At 67.9% G+C, this 15,556-nt stretch carries 15 protein-coding genes; 8 read left to right on the top strand and 7 right to left on the bottom strand.

Annotated elements, in window-relative coordinates; genetic code table 11:
• Positions 1–26 precede the first annotated feature (26 nt).
• Genes ACFC4D_RS06925 through ACFC4D_RS06915 form a run of 3 tightly spaced genes read left to right on the top strand, consistent with a single transcriptional unit; the run spans position 27 to position 3,808 of the window.
• A complete protein-coding gene (locus ACFC4D_RS06925) occupies positions 27–1,013 on the top strand; it encodes a diiron oxygenase (protein WP_376062062.1) in 987 nt (328 codons plus the stop codon).
• Between the two features lie 9 nt (positions 1,014–1,022).
• Positions 1,023–2,639 carry an FAD-dependent oxidoreductase gene (locus ACFC4D_RS06920; RefSeq protein ID WP_376062061.1) on the top strand — a complete coding sequence of 539 codons (1,617 nt, stop codon included), beginning with the start codon at positions 1,023–1,025 and terminating at the stop codon, positions 2,637–2,639.
• 23 nt (positions 2,640–2,662) lie between these two features.
• On the top strand, positions 2,663–3,808 hold the full coding sequence (locus ACFC4D_RS06915; RefSeq protein ID WP_375962883.1) for an acyl-CoA dehydrogenase family protein: 1,146 nt from the start codon (positions 2,663–2,665) through the stop codon (positions 3,806–3,808).
• 19 nt (positions 3,809–3,827) lie between these two features.
• On the opposite strand, the gene ACFC4D_RS06910 is transcribed toward ACFC4D_RS06915, so the two are convergent.
• Positions 3,828–4,328 carry a MarR family winged helix-turn-helix transcriptional regulator gene (locus ACFC4D_RS06910; RefSeq protein WP_376062060.1) on the bottom strand — a complete coding sequence of 167 codons (501 nt, stop codon included), beginning with the start codon at positions 4,326–4,328 and terminating at the stop codon, positions 3,828–3,830.
• Positions 4,329–4,395: 67 nt separating this feature from the next.
• Between ACFC4D_RS06910 and ACFC4D_RS06905 the strand changes: the two genes are divergently transcribed.
• The 3 genes from ACFC4D_RS06905 to ACFC4D_RS06895 are packed head-to-tail and all read left to right on the top strand — an operon-like array spanning position 4,396 to position 7,632.
• Positions 4,396–5,076 (top strand): hypothetical protein, encoded by a 681-nt coding sequence (locus ACFC4D_RS06905; RefSeq protein WP_376062059.1) that lies wholly within the window; start codon positions 4,396–4,398, stop codon positions 5,074–5,076.
• Between the two features lie 33 nt (positions 5,077–5,109).
• On the top strand, positions 5,110–5,922 hold the full coding sequence (locus ACFC4D_RS06900; protein WP_376062058.1) for an SGNH/GDSL hydrolase family protein: 813 nt from the start codon (positions 5,110–5,112) through the stop codon (positions 5,920–5,922).
• Positions 5,923–5,934: 12 nt separating this feature from the next.
• On the top strand, positions 5,935–7,632 hold the full coding sequence (locus tag ACFC4D_RS06895) for a CocE/NonD family hydrolase (RefSeq protein ID WP_376062057.1): 1,698 nt from the start codon (positions 5,935–5,937) through the stop codon (positions 7,630–7,632).
• Between the two features lie 6 nt (positions 7,633–7,638).
• Here the strand turns inward: ACFC4D_RS06895 and ACFC4D_RS06890 are convergent, their stop codons facing one another.
• The 6 genes from ACFC4D_RS06890 to ACFC4D_RS06865 form a co-directional block, all read right to left on the bottom strand.
• Complete coding sequence (locus ACFC4D_RS06890; RefSeq protein ID WP_376062056.1) at positions 7,639–8,067, bottom strand: DUF6636 domain-containing protein; 429 nt, start codon at positions 8,065–8,067, stop codon at positions 7,639–7,641.
• 59 nt (positions 8,068–8,126) lie between these two features.
• Positions 8,127–8,636: a DUF3558 family protein gene (locus ACFC4D_RS06885; protein WP_376062055.1), complete on the bottom strand. Its 510-nt coding sequence runs from the start codon at positions 8,634–8,636 to the stop codon at positions 8,127–8,129.
• 4 nt (positions 8,637–8,640) lie between these two features.
• Entirely contained in the window at positions 8,641–9,150 is a 510-nt protein-coding gene (locus ACFC4D_RS06880; RefSeq protein WP_376062054.1) for a DUF3558 family protein, read from the bottom strand.
• Between the two features lie 41 nt (positions 9,151–9,191).
• Positions 9,192–9,848 carry a hypothetical protein gene (locus ACFC4D_RS06875; protein ID WP_375962865.1) on the bottom strand — a complete coding sequence of 219 codons (657 nt, stop codon included), beginning with the start codon at positions 9,846–9,848 and terminating at the stop codon, positions 9,192–9,194.
• 117 nt (positions 9,849–9,965) lie between these two features.
• The gene (gene hutH, locus ACFC4D_RS06870; protein WP_376062053.1) at positions 9,966–11,546 is read right to left on the bottom strand and encodes a histidine ammonia-lyase; all 1,581 of its coding nucleotides are present in this window, start codon (positions 11,544–11,546) and stop codon (positions 9,966–9,968) included.
• A gap of 14 nt (positions 11,547–11,560) precedes the next feature.
• Positions 11,561–12,397: a helix-turn-helix transcriptional regulator gene (locus ACFC4D_RS06865; protein WP_376062052.1), complete on the bottom strand. Its 837-nt coding sequence runs from the start codon at positions 12,395–12,397 to the stop codon at positions 11,561–11,563.
• 93 nt (positions 12,398–12,490) lie between these two features.
• Here ACFC4D_RS06865 and ACFC4D_RS06860 point away from each other — a divergent pair, with 93 nt between their 5' ends.
• Positions 12,491–13,252 (top strand): SDR family oxidoreductase, encoded by a 762-nt coding sequence (locus ACFC4D_RS06860; protein WP_376062051.1) that lies wholly within the window; start codon positions 12,491–12,493, stop codon positions 13,250–13,252.
• Between the two features lie 41 nt (positions 13,253–13,293).
• Positions 13,294–15,552, top strand: coding sequence for a M28 family peptidase (locus ACFC4D_RS06855; RefSeq protein ID WP_376062050.1), 2,259 nt, complete (start codon positions 13,294–13,296; stop codon positions 15,550–15,552).
• Positions 15,553–15,556 lie beyond the last annotated feature (4 nt).

Below are 15,556 nucleotides of genomic sequence, written 5' to 3'. Positions count from 1 at the left end.
CGGTCAATCGATCAGGAGTGGCGGGGATGGAAACCACAGCGCATATCGCGACGGCCCGGAACGACGAGCACTACATCGAGACACTGGCGACCCTGTCCTACGGATCCGTGCACAAGCGGTTCGACCCCTATGTGGATATCTCTTGGGACGATCCGGACTTCGCGGTGCGGGCGGATGACGAGCGGTGGATTCTGCCGCCGTCGGATCCGTTCGGGGCGCATCCCTGGTACCGCGCACTCCCCAAGGAACGGCAGATCTACATCGGCATGTGGCGACAGGCCAATGTGGCGAAGGTCGGCTTGCAATTCGAGAACATCCTGATTCGCGGCCTCATGCAGTACGTGTTCCAGCTGCCCAATGGTTCGCCCGAATTCCGTTACTGCACACACGAATCCATCGAAGAGTGCAACCACACCATGATGTTCCAGGAGGTGGTGAACCGGATCGGCATGGATGTCGGCGGCATGCGCACCTGGGTGAAATACGTCGGGCCGCTGGTGCCGTTCCTGGCCGGGATCTTCCCGGAGTGGTTCTTCGTCATGGTGCTGGCGGGCGAGGAGCCGATCGATCACGCGCAGAAGACGCTGCTGCGGGCGGGTGCGGAGGCGCATCCCATGATCGAGCGGGTGATGTCGATCCACGTGGCCGAGGAGGCCCGGCACATCAGCTTCGCGCACAACTATCTGGAGAACGCGGTGCCGCGCATGGGCCGGTTCAAGAAGTTCGTGCTGTCCCTGGTTTTCGCGCCGACCATGCGAATCATCTGCGATCTCATCGCGGTGCCGACCCGAAAGTTCCGGCGGGACTGCGATGTTCCGCGCGAGGTGGTGAACGAGGTCTTCTGGAGCAGCCCGGAATCGCGAAAGGTCTTGCGCGACTTCTTCGCCGATGTGCGCATGCTGGCCTACGAGCTGGATCTGATGAATCCGATCGCGCGCGTGCTGTGGAAGATCAGCCGCATCGACGGCCCGGCCTCGCGCTACCGCAGCGAGCCCGCCCGCACGGCGCACTGAGCCGCGCCCGTGCCACATATCGTCACGCAGTCTTGCTGCAATGACGCCTCGTGCGTGTACGCCTGCCCGGTCAACTGCATTCACCCGACGCCGGACGAACCCGATTTCGGCCGGGCCGAAATGCTGTACATCGATCCGGCCGCCTGCGTGGACTGCGGGGCGTGCGCGGCGGCCTGCCCGGTCGACGCGATCGTCCCGCACACCAAACTGACTGCGGGCCAACAGGTTTTCGTGGGGTTGAACGCGGACTTCTACTCCGGTCCGCGCCCGCGTCCGCCGATGGCCCCGGTGCCGTCCATCCCGCGCCTGCGTCCGGCGCGCACACCGCTGCGCGTCGCGATCATCGGCTCGGGTCCGGCCGCCATGTACGCCGCCGATGAACTGCTGCGGCATCCCGGAATTCGCGTCAATGTCTTCGAACGGCTGTCACGACCGCACGGGCTGGCCCGATTCGGGGTGGCACCCGATCACACCGCAACCCGTCAGGTCACCGAGGTGTTCGACACCATCGCGCGCCAGGACGGTTTCGCGTACCACCTCGGCGTCGAGGTCGGCCGCGATATCAGCCATGCCGAACTGCTCGAACATCACCACGCGGTGATCTACGCGGTCGGCGCGGCCACCGACCGCACCCTGGGCATTCCCGGCGAGGACCTGCCCGGCAGCGCCTCCGTGACCGAACTGGTGGCCTGGTACAACGGGCATCCGGAGTACGCCGGGCGCGAATTCGACCTGAGCCATGAGCGGGCGGTCGTGATCGGCAACGGCAATGTGGCACTGGACGTGGCGCGTGTTCTCACCACTGATCCGGATCGACTGGCCACCACCGCGATAGCGCCGCACGCGTTACAGGCGTTGCGGCGCAGCCGGATTCGCGAAGTCGTCGTGATCGGCCGCCGAGGCGTGGCGCAGGCCGCGTACACCATGCCCGAACTCGCGGGCCTGGCCCGACATCCCGATGCCCGATTGCATACGCTCCCCGCGGAAGTCGCGATCAGCGGACACCCCAACGAACTGATCGGGCCACTGCCCGCACCGCACGAGTGGGCGAAGATCGAACTCGCGCGGGCCCATGCCGGAGCGATGCGCGCGGACGGTGAACGCCGCATCATCCTGCGGTACCTGCGCACCCCGATCGAACTGCTCGGCCCGGACCGGGTGCACGGAATCATCTTGGCCCGCAATGAAATCGTCCACACCGACGGCGAGGCCCGCGCGGTCCCGACCGGCGATCACGAAACCCTCGAGGCCGGGCTGGTGCTGCGCTCGGTCGGCTATCGCGGCACCCCGGTGCGCGATCTGCCGTTCGACGCGGTCACCGCCACCGTCCCGCATCGCGGTGGGCGCGTGGTCGATCCGGCGTCCGGGGACGCCGTCCCCGGCACCTACGTCGCGGGCTGGATCAAGCGGGGGCCCAGCGGATTCCTGGGCACCAATAAATCCTGCTCGCGCGAGACCGTCGACACGCTGCTCGCCGACGCCGAGCGCGATCCGGCCCGGTTCCCGGTGCGCGATGACGCCGCGTTGCGCGCACTGCTCACTGCCCGGATCGCGGGCTACCGCTCACCGGAGACCGCAAAACCCCTGTGGCGCAAGGCACTACGCCTGACGCCCGCCACCGTCTGATATCGAAGAAGAGAGTTACCGAAGTGACAAGCCCCTATCGTTCCTGCTGGCTCGACGATGATCTCGACGCCCTGCGCGAACTGGCGCGCTCCTTCTGCGAGAAGGAGATCGCGCCGCATAAGGAGCGGTTCATCGAACAGCATCATGTGGATCGCGATCTGTGGCAGATCGCCGGTGCGCTGGGGCTGCTGTGCATGTCCATTCCCGAGGAATACGGCGGTGGCGGCGGCACTTTCGCGCACGAGGCGGTGCTGATCGAGGAGCAGGCCCGGATCGGTGATTCGTCCTGGGGCGCGGCCCTGCACAGCGGAATCGTGGCGCACTATCTGCTCGCCTACGGCACCGAGGAGCAGAAGCGGGCGTGGCTGCCGCGCATGGCCTCGGGTGAGGTGATCGGCGCGATCGCCATGACCGAACCCGGCACGGGTTCGGATTTGCAGAACGTCAAAACGCGCGCGGTGCGGGACGGGGACGAGTACATCGTCGACGGTTCCAAGACGTTCATCACCAATGGCGGTCAGGCCGATCTGATCCTGGTGGTGGCCAAGACCGGAACCGCTGGGGCGGCAGGCATTTCGCTGATCATCGTGGAGGGTGATCGCGCGGGCTTCCGGCGCGGCCGAGTGCTGGACAAGATCGGCCAGCGCGGGCAGGACACCTCGGAACTGTTCTTCGACGCCGTGCGGGTGCCGGTGACGAATCTGCTGGGCGCGGTGGAGGGGCAGGGTTTCGTCCAGCTCATGCAGCAGCTGCCGCAGGAGCGGCTGATTCTCGCGGTGGGTTCCACGGTCGCGGTGGAAACCGCTCTCGCGCATACGATTTCGTACACCAAGGAGCGAGAGGCGTTCGGCAAGCCGATCTTCGCGTTCCAGAACACCAAATTCACCCTCGCCGAGGTCGCCACCGAGGCGCGGATCATGCGGGTGTTCACCGATGACTGCATCGCCCGGCATGTGCGCGGTGAACTCGATATCCAGACCGTCGCGATGGCCAAGTGGTGGACCACCGAGCGCGCCATGGCCAATATCGACGAATGCCTGCAATTGCACGGCGGCTACGGCTACATGACCGAGTACCCGATCTCCCGGCTGTGGGTGGACAACCGGGTGCAGAAGATCTACGCGGGCACCAACGAGATCATGAAGGAGATCATCGCCCGCACGCTGTGAGCGTTGTCTTTCTCGGCGGCTAGCCGAGCGTTCGATACCCCGGGTGCACACCCGGGGTCAGTCCGCGTTCCGCGGCAAGTTTCCGGAGCAGCGTGCTGAGCTGCTCATATTCGGCGTCGGTCAGGCCCTCGAAGAGTTCGGTCTCGTGCGCGACGGCCATTTTCGCCATGCCCGCCAGCATTTTCCCGCCCTCCGGGGTGAGGTGCAGTTCGTGATTGCGGCGGTCGGCGGCGCTGCGGCGGCGTTCGATCCAGCCCCGCTTGTCGAGCGGATCGATCAGGGCGACCACCCGGCTGGGCACCACGCCCAATTCCTCGGCCAGTGAGCGCTGGCTGCGGCCCGGCTGGGCCGCGATCATCCGCAGAATCCCGACTTCCGGTGGCGTGAGCCCGATTTCGGAGATGCGCTCGGCGAAACGCTGGGCCGCGTGCGCGCCCAGCTGTGCGAGCTGGAAGCCCGCCGCCCGCATCGGGCGGTCCGGCCGCGTCTTTCCCGAACCCTCTTGCTCCGCATCGACCACGGCGTTATCGTACACATCAGATAATCGTTCACAGTAGAGAACGATTCACTTCCGAGAATGGATAGCCATGGCCGTAGCAGCCGAATCCCCAGTCGCCTATCCCGCGCGCAGCCTGGAACCACCGCTCGGCGCGCTCGCGGCCGCCTTCGCCGCGGTGTTCGTGGCGGGGCTCGCCATCAGCACCATCCGGGCCGGTGGCAGCCCGTTCCCCTCCCCCTTCGCGGATGCGGGCGATGCGCTCGACTATTTCCGCGACCATCACGCGGCCGTGCGCACCGGCGCGGTGCTGCAGTACGCGAGCGCGATCCCGCTCACCCTGTTCGTGGCCGCGATCACACCCCGGTTGCGCCGACAGGCCGAGGGCTTCGGTCCCGCGCTCGCCACCGTGGGCGGTGCGCTGGCGGCGGTGTTCCTGTTCAGCTCGGGCACCATCAGCTGGGTGCTGACGGTGCCCGAGGTGACCGCGGATCCGGCCACCGTGCGGGCGCTGCACACCCTGGCGTTCCTGGTCGGCGGCCCGGCGAACGTGCTGTCGACGGGACTGCTCATCGCGGGCATCGCGATCAGTGCGCTGCCACGGAAAGCGCTCTCGCCCTTGCTGATTCGCATCGGATTGGCGATCGCCTGCGTCGGCCTGCTGACCACGGTGTCGCTGACCTTCACCGCCGCCGCCTTCCTGCTGCCCATCGCACGGTTCACCGGGATGATCTGGCTGATCATCGCCGGATTCCGGCTCGCACGCGCGTAAACCTCTACACCCCAGCGATTTACAGGAGATGTGATGACGAACGAACTCACCGCCAAGCTGGTGCGATTCCAGAAGCCCGAGCTGTCGCTGCCGTATCTCAACGGTCTGGACGAGGCGCGTATCGCGGGACTCTTCGGTATCGACGCCGACGAATACCGGGACCAACTGGAGGAGCTCGAGACTCGGGCCCGGGCCGCGGCCGCCGATCTGCTCACCGAACCGGACATAGCCGAACAGGTGGATCGACTGCCGTTCGCACCCGGACAGCGGGTGCTCGCGCTCGGGGAGAGCAGCACCGCCGATCGGCTGTCCTGGTTCGAGATCCTGAAGCAGCTGGTGTGGCTGCGCCGGCCCGGTGACGGAATCGCCTTCACCAATCTCGCCGTCTCCGGGGCCACCACCACGCAGGTGCTGAAGAGTTCGGGCGCACTGGGATTCGTGCGGCCCGACTGGGTGCTGTGCCAGCTGGGCGCGAACGATACGCAGCGGGTGGGCGCGGATGCGGTGCGCGTGGTCAGCGCCGGGGAGACGGTGCGGAACTTCGATCTGCTGCGGGAGCGCGGCGCGGCGGCCCGGTGGGTATGGCTCACGCCCACCGATGTGGATGAGGCGCTGCTGGCCGAGTTCGCGCCGTTCCGGGCGGCCGGGATCAGCTGGCGGGCCAAGGATCAGCTGGATACCGCGGCGGCGCTGGACGCCCGGCCGGAGGTGGTGATCGATACGCTCGCGGTCACGCATCCGACGCCCGGGCAGCGCCTGTTCGAATCGGACGGCGTGCACCTCACCCCCGCCGGACAGGTGGCCGTGGCGCGCGTCGTGGTCGCGGAATTGGCGCGCCTGGAGTGAGAAAATGTCGCAATGGCGAGTAATCGATCGATCGCTTTTCCCGCCGTTGCCGCCGCCGTGCTGATCGCCGCCACGGCGTGCTCATCCGCGCCGCAGCCTGCGCAGCCACCTCCCGCCGGTGAATTCCGCAAGGAGACACTGCATTTCGCGACCGCGGTGGGACCGGACGATAAGACGGCGTGCGATGTGGTCGGCGATCTCTACACCCCGGTGGATGCGAGCGCGGCGCATCCGGTGCCCGCCCTGCTCAGCACGAACGGGCTGGGCGGGTCCAAAGAACAGGTCGCCATGTACGGCAATTACTATGCCGCGCACGGATACGCGGTGCTGGCGTATTCCGGTCTGGGGCAGGGCGGTTCGGGCTGTCAGGTATATCTGGACAGCCCCGACTTCGACGGGAAGGCCGCCGCCCGACTGGTGGATTTCCTCGGCGGGGTGGACGGCATCGCGTTCCGGGATGCCGCGCACACCCAGCCGGTGACATCGCCGGATTACGTGGTGCACGACAGGACCGATCACGACGGGCACAGCGGCCCGCACGATCCCAGGGTGGGCATGGTCGGCGGTTCCTACGGTGGCGCGGTGCAATTCGCCGCGGCCGCACGGGATCCGCGCATCGACACCATCTCGCCGATGATCACCTGGAACGATCTGTCCTACTCGCTGGTCCCCAATGGCACCGGGCAGACTTCGGGGGTGTCGACGGCGGTGCCGGGCGCGCCGAAGACGCAGTGGATGAACCGGCTCTCCGGCGGCGCGAACTGCCGGGCCGGGATGACCGAACTGTGCGGGCTGCGGGATGTGGTGTCCGGCAATGGATATCCCACCCCGGAACAGGTGGATATGCTGCGCGCGGATTCGCCGGCGAGCTATCTGGGCAAAATCCGGATTCCGGTGCTGATGATCCAGGGTGAACAGGACACGCTCTTCAACCTCAACGAGGCACGCGCCAGCTATGACGGCCTGCGCGCGCAGGGCACCGAGACCAGGATGATCTGGATGTCGGCCGGGCATTCGGTGCTGACACCCGAGCCGGGGTCGAAGGTGGGCGTGGTCGATCCGGCGTTGAATTACTGGGATTCCCGCCAGAGTGCATGGTTCGAGCGCTATCTGCGGGACGGCGACGGCGATACCGGGCCGCGATTCGCGTACTACCGCAATTGGATTCCCTTCACCGGTGATCCGGCGGCGGCGTACGGTACCGCCGACAACGCCGATGTGGGCACCGCGCGCACCATGTACCTGTCCGGCGATTCACGACTCATCGGTGATCGGGCCGGGGCGCTGCCCGGGGATCAGACTCTGACAACAGGTCCGGGCGGCACCGCACTGTCCTGGACCACCGCACCGGCCGATACCGCCCTGGATATCGCGGGCATTCCGAAGCTCACCGTCCGGCTGAGTGCCGAACAGCCGTTGAACGGGAGCGTGGCGGATGCGGCGGTGGTCTTCGCATCGCTGTATGACGTTGCGGCGGATGGGAGTTCGGCCCTGATCGACGGCCTCATCTCCCCCGCGCGGATCACCGGCCTGCGGGATCCGATCACCATCAGCCTGTCCGGGCTGGTGCACCGGATAGCTCCGGGTCACAGTCTGCGACTACAGCTCTCGGGTAGCGCGGAAGGGTTCGACGCGCCCTCCGCCGTCCATCGCCTCACGATCGCGGCAGGACCGGATCAGTCGCTGGTACTGCCCGTCGTCGGCTCGTAGTCGCGTTCAGTACACGGTGTAGAACTCCCGGGCGATCTGGAAACCGTGTCCGGTGGTGGCATTGACGCACTGCACATCTTGCAGGCTCACGGTGCAGACGAAGTTCCCCTGCCGGACCTGCTGACCGTAATCGACGATGGGCGAATGGAAATCGATCGGCGCGTCGGTGTGGCAGGTGATGCGCGCGCGCTCATTCTGTACGGCGAGCACATCGCCGTACGCGCCGTGGCAGTTGTCCGGACGCTGCGGTGACAGGTACGAATGATCCCTGATCTGGCATACCGCACCCTCGGGTCCGACGAGACAGCCGATATTTCCGGACGGCGCGATGAATTGGCTCAGGCTCGCGGCATTCGCGGTTCCGGCGTCGACACCGAAGGTGGCGGCGGCGATGGCGGCGGCACCGACGACCGCCGAAAGGTAGGTGGCTTTCATGACATCGATGGTGTGCGCAGCCGATTTTGAAAACCTTATGTCTCGCTAATGGCGACCGCTCAACCGTCGAGCTGGACGGTATTCAGCGTGAGTTGCAGGGCGGCGGCACACGGGTCGGGTTGCGCCGAATGGTCGCGATTGTGCACCCACCAGGTGACGGTGCCGGAGTCCGCGGCGGACAGGCCGCAGGCTCCCGGATCGCGGGGGTCGTGCCAGTAGAAGCCGCCGAAGCTCTTCACCACGGCATTGTCGGTGGTGTAGCCCAGGTCGGTGGCGGTCTGGCGATCGAACATGAGGGAGTTCTTCTTCAGCCAGCCGTAGGTGAGGTCGATCGGGTTGCCGGTGGCCGAAACCCCGGTCCACGAGCAGATGGTGGGTGAAAGCTGTTGCCGCAGACCCGTTGCCGCGACGGTGCGCTCGATGGTGGCGGTGGGCAGCGGTCCGCAGCCCGCCAGGGTGTTGTCCTCCACCGGCGCGGCGACGGGTGCGGGCGGTGAGCTCGTGGAGCAGCCGGTCAGCACACCGCCCGTCAGGAGCAGTGCCGCGATCGCGATTCGATTGCCGCGCATGGGATTACCGTTTCGCCAGGGTCGCGGAGGCCAGCCGGTCGGCCGCGGCGCAGGCGTTCGCTCCGGTGACGGCGACGGAATCGACTGTCCAGGAAATGAAGTCGGTATCGCCGGTCTGCACCGCAGCTTCACAGGCGTGTGCGGCCTGCCAGCTGAAACCGGCGCGGCCGACGATGTCGATACCCGCTCGACCGGCGGAAGCCCCTGCCTCGGAGCGATATTCGCCGATCGGGCTGTTGCGGAACCAGCGGAAGGCGACGCTCGACCCGTCCGGCGTCTCCCATCGGCACAGCAGCGGATCACCGCTGATCAGCGTGACCGCGCCGAATCCGGACAGCGCACCGACCTGGTTCGCGTCCGCCGAACCGCACAGGCCGACATCGAGCGCGGGCGTTATCTCGTGCGGCGTACTGCTGGGCGCGGCGGCGGGTGTGCCGCTGTCGCTCGCTCCGCAGGCGGACAGCACCAGCGCGGCGAGCAGCGCCAGACCCGGTCCCGCCATTCGCGCTCGCACGATTGCGATAGTAGCGACGCGGGGCCCGCTGTGCGCGGGTGCTAGCTCACCACGCGCGGCCACGGATAGAACGCCAGGTGCAGCAGCAACACCACGAGCAGGGCGAGCAGGACCGCCGCGACGGGGTGCGCGCGCCGTTCCAGATAGCCGATGGTCCGGAAGAGCGTGGGGAACGGGACATCCCTGCTGAAGAACAGCGACAGGATGCTCGGAATCACGACCCAGACGAGCGCGATGACGCCGTACAGCACGTACGCGCCGAGATACGAGTCCGGGGACATACTCCGGTCACCGGCGGCGAACAAGACGCCGAGGATGAGCGCCACCGCGGCGAGCACGAGGTAGCCCGCGCCCAGCAGTTCCACATTCCCGGTGTCGGTGGTGACGCGTCCGTTCGCGGTGGTTGGCCGCCCGGCCACGGTGCGCGCCACGGGTTTCGGGCTGATCAGCAATTGCGGGACCGCGTAGTACGCGATCACCACGATGACGAACACCACCACCACGCGCACCACCGAATGCTGGGTTTGCAGATGTCCGATGGTCGCCGAAATGGTGGGCCAGCCCGCCACCCGGAACACCGATGCCAATTCGGGCAGGGCGATCGCCAAACCCGCGAGGCCCCACATGAGGTAACCCCAGAATTCCGCCGAGCGTCCCGCCGCTGTGGGCACGGCCCCGGTGCCGACCGCCTCCGTCATAAACCCGGTTCTACCACGCGAAACAGTGTGCGGACCGGAAGCTGTGCAGTCGATACCGGCCCGGTGCTGGGCCGATACCGATTGCGGGATGGACGGAAATCATCCGGTCCGGATCGTTCAGCCCAGCGGCCCGGTGACCCCTTCGGCCGCCGCCACCAGCACACCGGTGGCGGCGAGGCGCACGGCCGATTCGATATCGGGGGCCAGGTAGCGATCCGGACCCGGGCCGGGGACCTCGGCGCGCAGCGCGGCGATGACCGCTGCCGTGGCCGGGCCGGGTGCCAGCGGTACGCGCATATCGATTCCCCGTGCGGCGGTGAGGATTTCAATGGCCAGCACCCTGGTCAGGCCGTCGATGGCGCGGCGCAGTTTACGGGCCGCGGACCACCCCATGGAGACGTGATCCTCCTGCATGGCCGAGGAGGGGATGGAGTCGACGCTGGCCGGGGCGGCGAGCCGTTTGAGCTCGGAAACGATTGCGGCCTGGGTGTATTGGGCGATCATATGCCCGCTGTCCACGCCCGGATCGTCGGCGAGGAAGGCGTTCAGACCGTGATTGCGGGCCACATCCAGGAAGCGGTCGGTGCGGCGCTCGCCGATGCTCGCCACATCCGCGACCACGATGGCCAGGAAATCCAGTACGTAGGCGATGGGCGCGCCGTGGAAATTGCCATTGGATTCGACCCGGCCGTCCAGGGTGACGACGGGATTGTCCACGGCACTGGCGAGTTCGCGCAGCGCGACGGTGCGGGCGTGCGCGGCGGTGTCCCGGGCCGCACCCGCGACCTGGGGTGCGCAGCGCAGCGAATAGGCGTCCTGGACGCGGGCGCAGTCCGGGCCGCGATGGCTGGCCACGATTTCCGAATCGGCCAGCAGCCGGGTCATATTCGCGGCGGCCACGGCCTGACCCGGATGCGGGCGCAGGGCTTGCAGATCGGCGGCGAAGACCCGGTCGGTGCCGAGTTGGCCCTCCACGCTCATGGCGGCGGCGATATCGGCCAGGCGCAGCAGGGCGTCCAGATCGTCCAGGGCCAGCACCAGCATGCCGAGCATGCCGTCGGTGCCGTTGATCAGTGCCAGGCCCTCCTTTTCGGCGAGCACCACCGGTTCGATTCCGGCGTGCGCCAAAGCCGTTGCGGCGGGCAGTAGTTCGCCGTCGGCGGTGCGCACCCGACCTTCGCCCATGGCGGCCAGCGCGCAGTGCGACAGCGGTGCCAGATCACCGGAACAGCCGAGGCTGCCGTATTCGTACACGACCGGGGTCAGCCCGGCGGACAGCATGGCGGCGTAGGTGCGCGCGACCTCGGGGCGGACGCCGGTGCGGCCGGTGGCCAGGGTGGACAGGCGCAGCAGCATGAGCGCGCGCACCACCTCGGTCTCGACCTCCGGTCCCGAACCGGCGGCGTGCGATCGGATCAGGCTGCGCTGCAATTGGGTTCGCAGTTCCTGTGGGATATGGCGGCTGGCGAGCGCGCCGAATCCGGTGGAGACGCCGTACACCGGTTTCGGATCATCCGCGAGTTCCTGTATGCGAGTGCGGCTTTCGGCTATCGCCGTGAGCGCCTCGGCCGATAGCTCGACCGGCGCGCCGTGCCGGGCGACCCGCACCACCTCCTCGAGGCTCACGGGTCCGATTCCCACGGTGACGGTTTCATGCGAGACCGCCCGGCCGGGGGTGTGTTCGATGGAGGCGCTCAAGACCTCTCCTTTCCTCAGACGTGTGCGTTGGTGACGCTTTCCGAGAGTGCGTCCAAGGCGGCGGCGGTGGCCGAGCCGGGGACGGCGGTGTAGACGACGAGCAATTGATCGGGATCGCCGGGGAGCAGCAGGGATTCGTAGCCCATATCCAGCAGTCCGGCCTCGGGGTGCCGAATCCGCTTGCCGCCGTGCGTCTTCTCCTTGACCGGATGCGCGCCCCAGATGCGGCGGAAGTCGGCGCTGCGCTCGCTCAGCTCGTCGACCAGGGCGTGCAGGGCCGGATCGTCCGGATGCAGACCGGCATCGCGGCGCAGGAAGGCGGCGGTCTCGACCGCGACGGTCTCCCAGTCCGGATAGAACTCGGGGGCGACCGGGTTCAGGAACAGGTATCTGGCCTGATTGCGTTCCTCGGCGGGCACCGACGAGAATCCGGAAACCTTGTCGCCCAGGGCATTCCAGGCGATCACATCCATGCGGCGGCCGAGCACGAAGGCGGGCGCGGTCAGTGCGTCCAGCACCAGCCGGGTGCCCTCGCGCACCGTGGCCTGGTACACCCCGCCCGATGCGACCGGCCGGGTGCCGGTGGGCCGGGCCAGCGCGTACAGGTGCAGGCGCTCGGGATCGGTGAGCCGCAGCGCCCGGGCGACCGCGTCCAGCACCGCATCGGAGGCATTGCGGCCGCGCCCCTGTTCCAGCCGGATGTAGTAGTCCACGCTGACCCCGGCCAGCTGCGCCACTTCCTCGCGGCGCAGGCCCGGTACCCGGCGGCGGCCGTACTCGCGCAGCCCGGCGTCGGCGGGCGCGATGCGAGCGCGCCGGGATTGCAGAAATTCGCCGAGATCGGTGTCCATGCACACCACCCTAGGGAGTTCCATCCTGGTACTGCCGGACCCAGGAAAACCGGACCCCTCGCTGCCCCCTTTTCACCAGCTCAGGATGAGTTCATGAGCTACGAGAACCTGAACAACCGCACCGCCGTCATCACCGGGGCCGCCAGCGGCATGGGTGAGGCGACCGCATTGCTGCTGGCCCGCAATGGCGCGCGGGTCGCACTGCTGGCCCGGCGCGCCGATCGGCTGGAGACCCTGGTCGCCAAGATCGAGGCCGAGGGCGGCACGGCACTCGCGGTGCCGGTCGACGTCACCGATCCGGCGAGCGTGCGCGCGGCGGCCGAGCGGGTGCACACGACCTTCGGCCCGGTGGACCTGGTGGTGAACGCGGCGGGCGTCATGCTGCCCAATCCGATCGCCGACGGCCGCGAGGACGAATGGGTGCGCATGATCGACACCAATATCACCGGCGCGCTGCGCGTCATCCGGGCCTTCGTACCGGATCTGCTGGCCGCCGCCGATGCCGGGCGCACCGCCGATCTGGTGGATATCTCCTCCATCGGCGCGCACGTGAACTTCCCGAACTACGCGGTGTACGGGGCGACCAAGGCCGCGCTCACGCAGCTGTCGGCGAGTCTGCGCACCGAGCTGGGCCCGCGCCGGGTGCGCGTGACCAATATCGAGCCGGGGCTCACCGCGACCGAACTCGGTTCGCATATCGACAATGCGGAACTGAGTTCGGGACTGGACGGGATGTTCGCGTACCTGGACGCGCTGAGCGCGGACGATATCGCCGATCTCATCGCGTACACCACCAGCCGCGCGCGGCACGTCAACCTGCGTCAGGTCATCGTGCTGCCGACCCAGCAGGCGTGAGCCGCACCGCCCGCACGGATTTCATGCCTAGTATCGATCCCATGCGGGTGGGACGAGGGCTTTCCGGATTTCTGGCATTCGCAGTACTGCTGGCGGTGGTGGTGGCCACCGCCTGGCAGGGACAACCGCACGGATATCGCGAGGCATCCGCCCCGCCCGAGGTGTTCGCGGCGGGCCGGGCGATCGGCACCGTGCGCGAAATCGCGAGCAAACCCCATCCGGTGGGCACCCCCGAACACGACCGGGTGCGTGACTATCTCGCGGGCGAGCTGCGAAAACTGGGGCTGGAAACCGAGATTCGATCGGGTGTGGGCCGCTGGCCCGGCGATTTCAAACCCGATCGCACCGGGCTCGGGCGAGTCGACAATATCGTCGGCACGCTGAAGGGCACGAATCCCACGGGCACCGTTTATCTGGTGGCGCACTACGATTCGGTGCAGTCCGGACCGGGCGCGAATGACGACGGGGTCGGGGTCGCGGCCATCGTGGAGACGATGCGCGCGCTGCGGGACAGTGAGAACGGCCTGCGCAACAATGTGGTCGCCCTGCTCACCGATGGCGAGGAGCCCGGCCTGCTGGGTGCGGAAGCCTTTGTCGCGGAGGGTAATTACGACCGCAACGGTGTGGTGGTCAACAATGACGTTCGCGGTGCGGGCGGACCCGTGCTGCTGTGGCGGATCACCCAGCCCGACGGCGGGCTGATCGATGCCGCCGCGCGAACGCCGTATCCGAATACCGATTCGATGACCACCGCGCTCGCCGGTGCGGGGGTCTCCAGCACCACCGATTTCGTGGCCTTCGACAAGGCCGGACTCCCGGTGCTGGACTGGGCGTATGCCGGGCGCAGCGCCTACTACCACAACATCGAGGACGATCCGGAGCACGTCGATCTCGCCACCGTGCAGCAGGTGGGCGAGAATACCCTCGCGCTGGCAAGGGATTTCGGCGCGCGCGATCTGAACGACACCTCCGATCGTTCGAATCCGGCTTATTTCCCACTGCCTTTCGGTGTGCTGGTGGTGTGGCCGGCCTGGGTGATCATCACGCTCGCGGTGTTGTCGCTGCTGGCGATCGGGTGGGTGATCCGGCAGGTGCGCCGCAATGGCGAGGCCACCGTGAAGGGCGTGATCGGCGCTGCCGCTGTGACATTGGCGGCGCTGCCGGTGGCCATCGGCGCGACGTACGGCCTGTGGTGGCTGGTGCAGTTCATCCGTCCCGAGTACCGGGCTTGGCCGGTGGATCCGTATCGGCCGGAGTTCTTCCAGACCGCCGTGGCGGTATTGACCGTGGCCGTACTGACCGGCGGTTATGTGCTGGCGCGCCGCTGGTTCGGCGCGACGGGCGCGGCGATCGGACTGCTCACCGGTGTGGTGGCGGCCGGGGCCGGGGTGACGGTGTACTCCCCCGCGGCGGCGGAGATCATCGTGATCCCGGCGTGCGCGGCGGCATTCGGGGTGGTGCTCACCTTCGTGGTGCCGGAGCGCTGGCGGTTGCTGACGCTCACGGTGTCGCTGCTTCCGGCGGCGCTGTTCCTGGGCGGGAGCGCCTGGTCCGGTATCCAGGCCGGGCTGATGACCGCGCCGTTCACGGGGGTGCCGCTGATCGTGGTGCTGGGCGGACTGCTGCTGCTCACCCTCATCCGCAGTTGGCCCGCACGACGCGGCTGGACCGTTCCGGCGCTGGCGGTGGTGCTCACCGTGGTGCTGGCCGCGGTGGGGCAGGCGGTGGATCGTTTCGATGTGGACCATCCCCGGGTGACCCAGGTGTCGTACGCGCTGGACGCGGATCACGGTGACGCGCAATGGTTGTCGGTGCTCGCGCCGGACGATTGGACGCGGCAGTTCGTGAACGACGGCGCGCCGGGCGCACCGTACTCGGATCTGTTCCCCGGGATAGTGGCCGCCGGAAAGGCGGTGCCGGAGGCGCTCAGCGCGCCGGTCGCCGAAATCCTTTCGGACACCACCGATTCGGGGCAGCGGACGGTGCGATTGCGAGTGCGTTCCACGCGCGGGGCCACGGCCATCGATCTGCGCTGGGAGCAGGCGCCGAGCTCGCTGACCGTCGCGGGGCGGGAGTTGACCCCGGTGCCGCACAAGAGTTTTCATTTCGTCGCACCGCCCGCCGAGGGTATCGAGGTGCGGCTGGTGGCACCGGCCGGGCCGCTGAACCTCACGCTCATCGACTACACCTGGCTGCCCGATTCGAAGCTGACGCAGGGACCCGGTCGCGGCCATCCCGATGACGCCTTCTTCCGGCAGGACAGTGCGGCGGCGGTGTTCGCCCGGGTGCCGGGACTGTGACCGG

The sequence above is a fragment of the Nocardia sp. NPDC056000 genome, assembly GCF_042269265.1.
Classification (GTDB): domain Bacteria; phylum Actinomycetota; class Actinomycetes; order Mycobacteriales; family Mycobacteriaceae; genus Nocardia.
The sequence above is the reverse complement of the archived record's forward strand: the minus strand, read 5'-3'. Positions and strand labels throughout refer to the sequence as shown.

Bases quoted from the DNA above. Each gene is read 5' to 3' on its own strand.
- ACFC4D_RS06925 (WP_376062062.1), top strand. From the start codon at position 27: ATGGAAACCACAGCGCATATCGCGACGGCCCGGAACGACGAGCACTAC.
- ACFC4D_RS06905 (WP_376062059.1), top strand. From the start codon at position 4,396: ATGGCCGTAGCAGCCGAATCCCCAGTCGCCTATCCCGCGCGCAGCCTG.
- ACFC4D_RS06900 (WP_376062058.1), top strand. From the start codon at position 5,110: ATGACGAACGAACTCACCGCCAAGCTGGTGCGATTCCAGAAGCCCGAG.
- ACFC4D_RS06895 (WP_376062057.1), top strand. From the start codon at position 5,935: ATGGCGAGTAATCGATCGATCGCTTTTCCCGCCGTTGCCGCCGCCGTG.
- ACFC4D_RS06890 (WP_376062056.1), bottom strand. From the start codon at position 8,067: ATGAAAGCCACCTACCTTTCGGCGGTCGTCGGTGCCGCCGCCATCGCC.
- ACFC4D_RS06885 (WP_376062055.1), bottom strand. From the start codon at position 8,636: ATGCGCGGCAATCGAATCGCGATCGCGGCACTGCTCCTGACGGGCGGT.
- ACFC4D_RS06875 (WP_375962865.1), bottom strand. From the start codon at position 9,848: ATGACGGAGGCGGTCGGCACCGGGGCCGTGCCCACAGCGGCGGGACGC.
- ACFC4D_RS06865 (WP_376062052.1), bottom strand. From the start codon at position 12,397: ATGGACACCGATCTCGGCGAATTTCTGCAATCCCGGCGCGCTCGCATC.
- ACFC4D_RS06860 (WP_376062051.1), top strand. From the start codon at position 12,491: ATGAGCTACGAGAACCTGAACAACCGCACCGCCGTCATCACCGGGGCC.
- ACFC4D_RS06855 (WP_376062050.1), top strand. From the start codon at position 13,294: ATGCGGGTGGGACGAGGGCTTTCCGGATTTCTGGCATTCGCAGTACTG.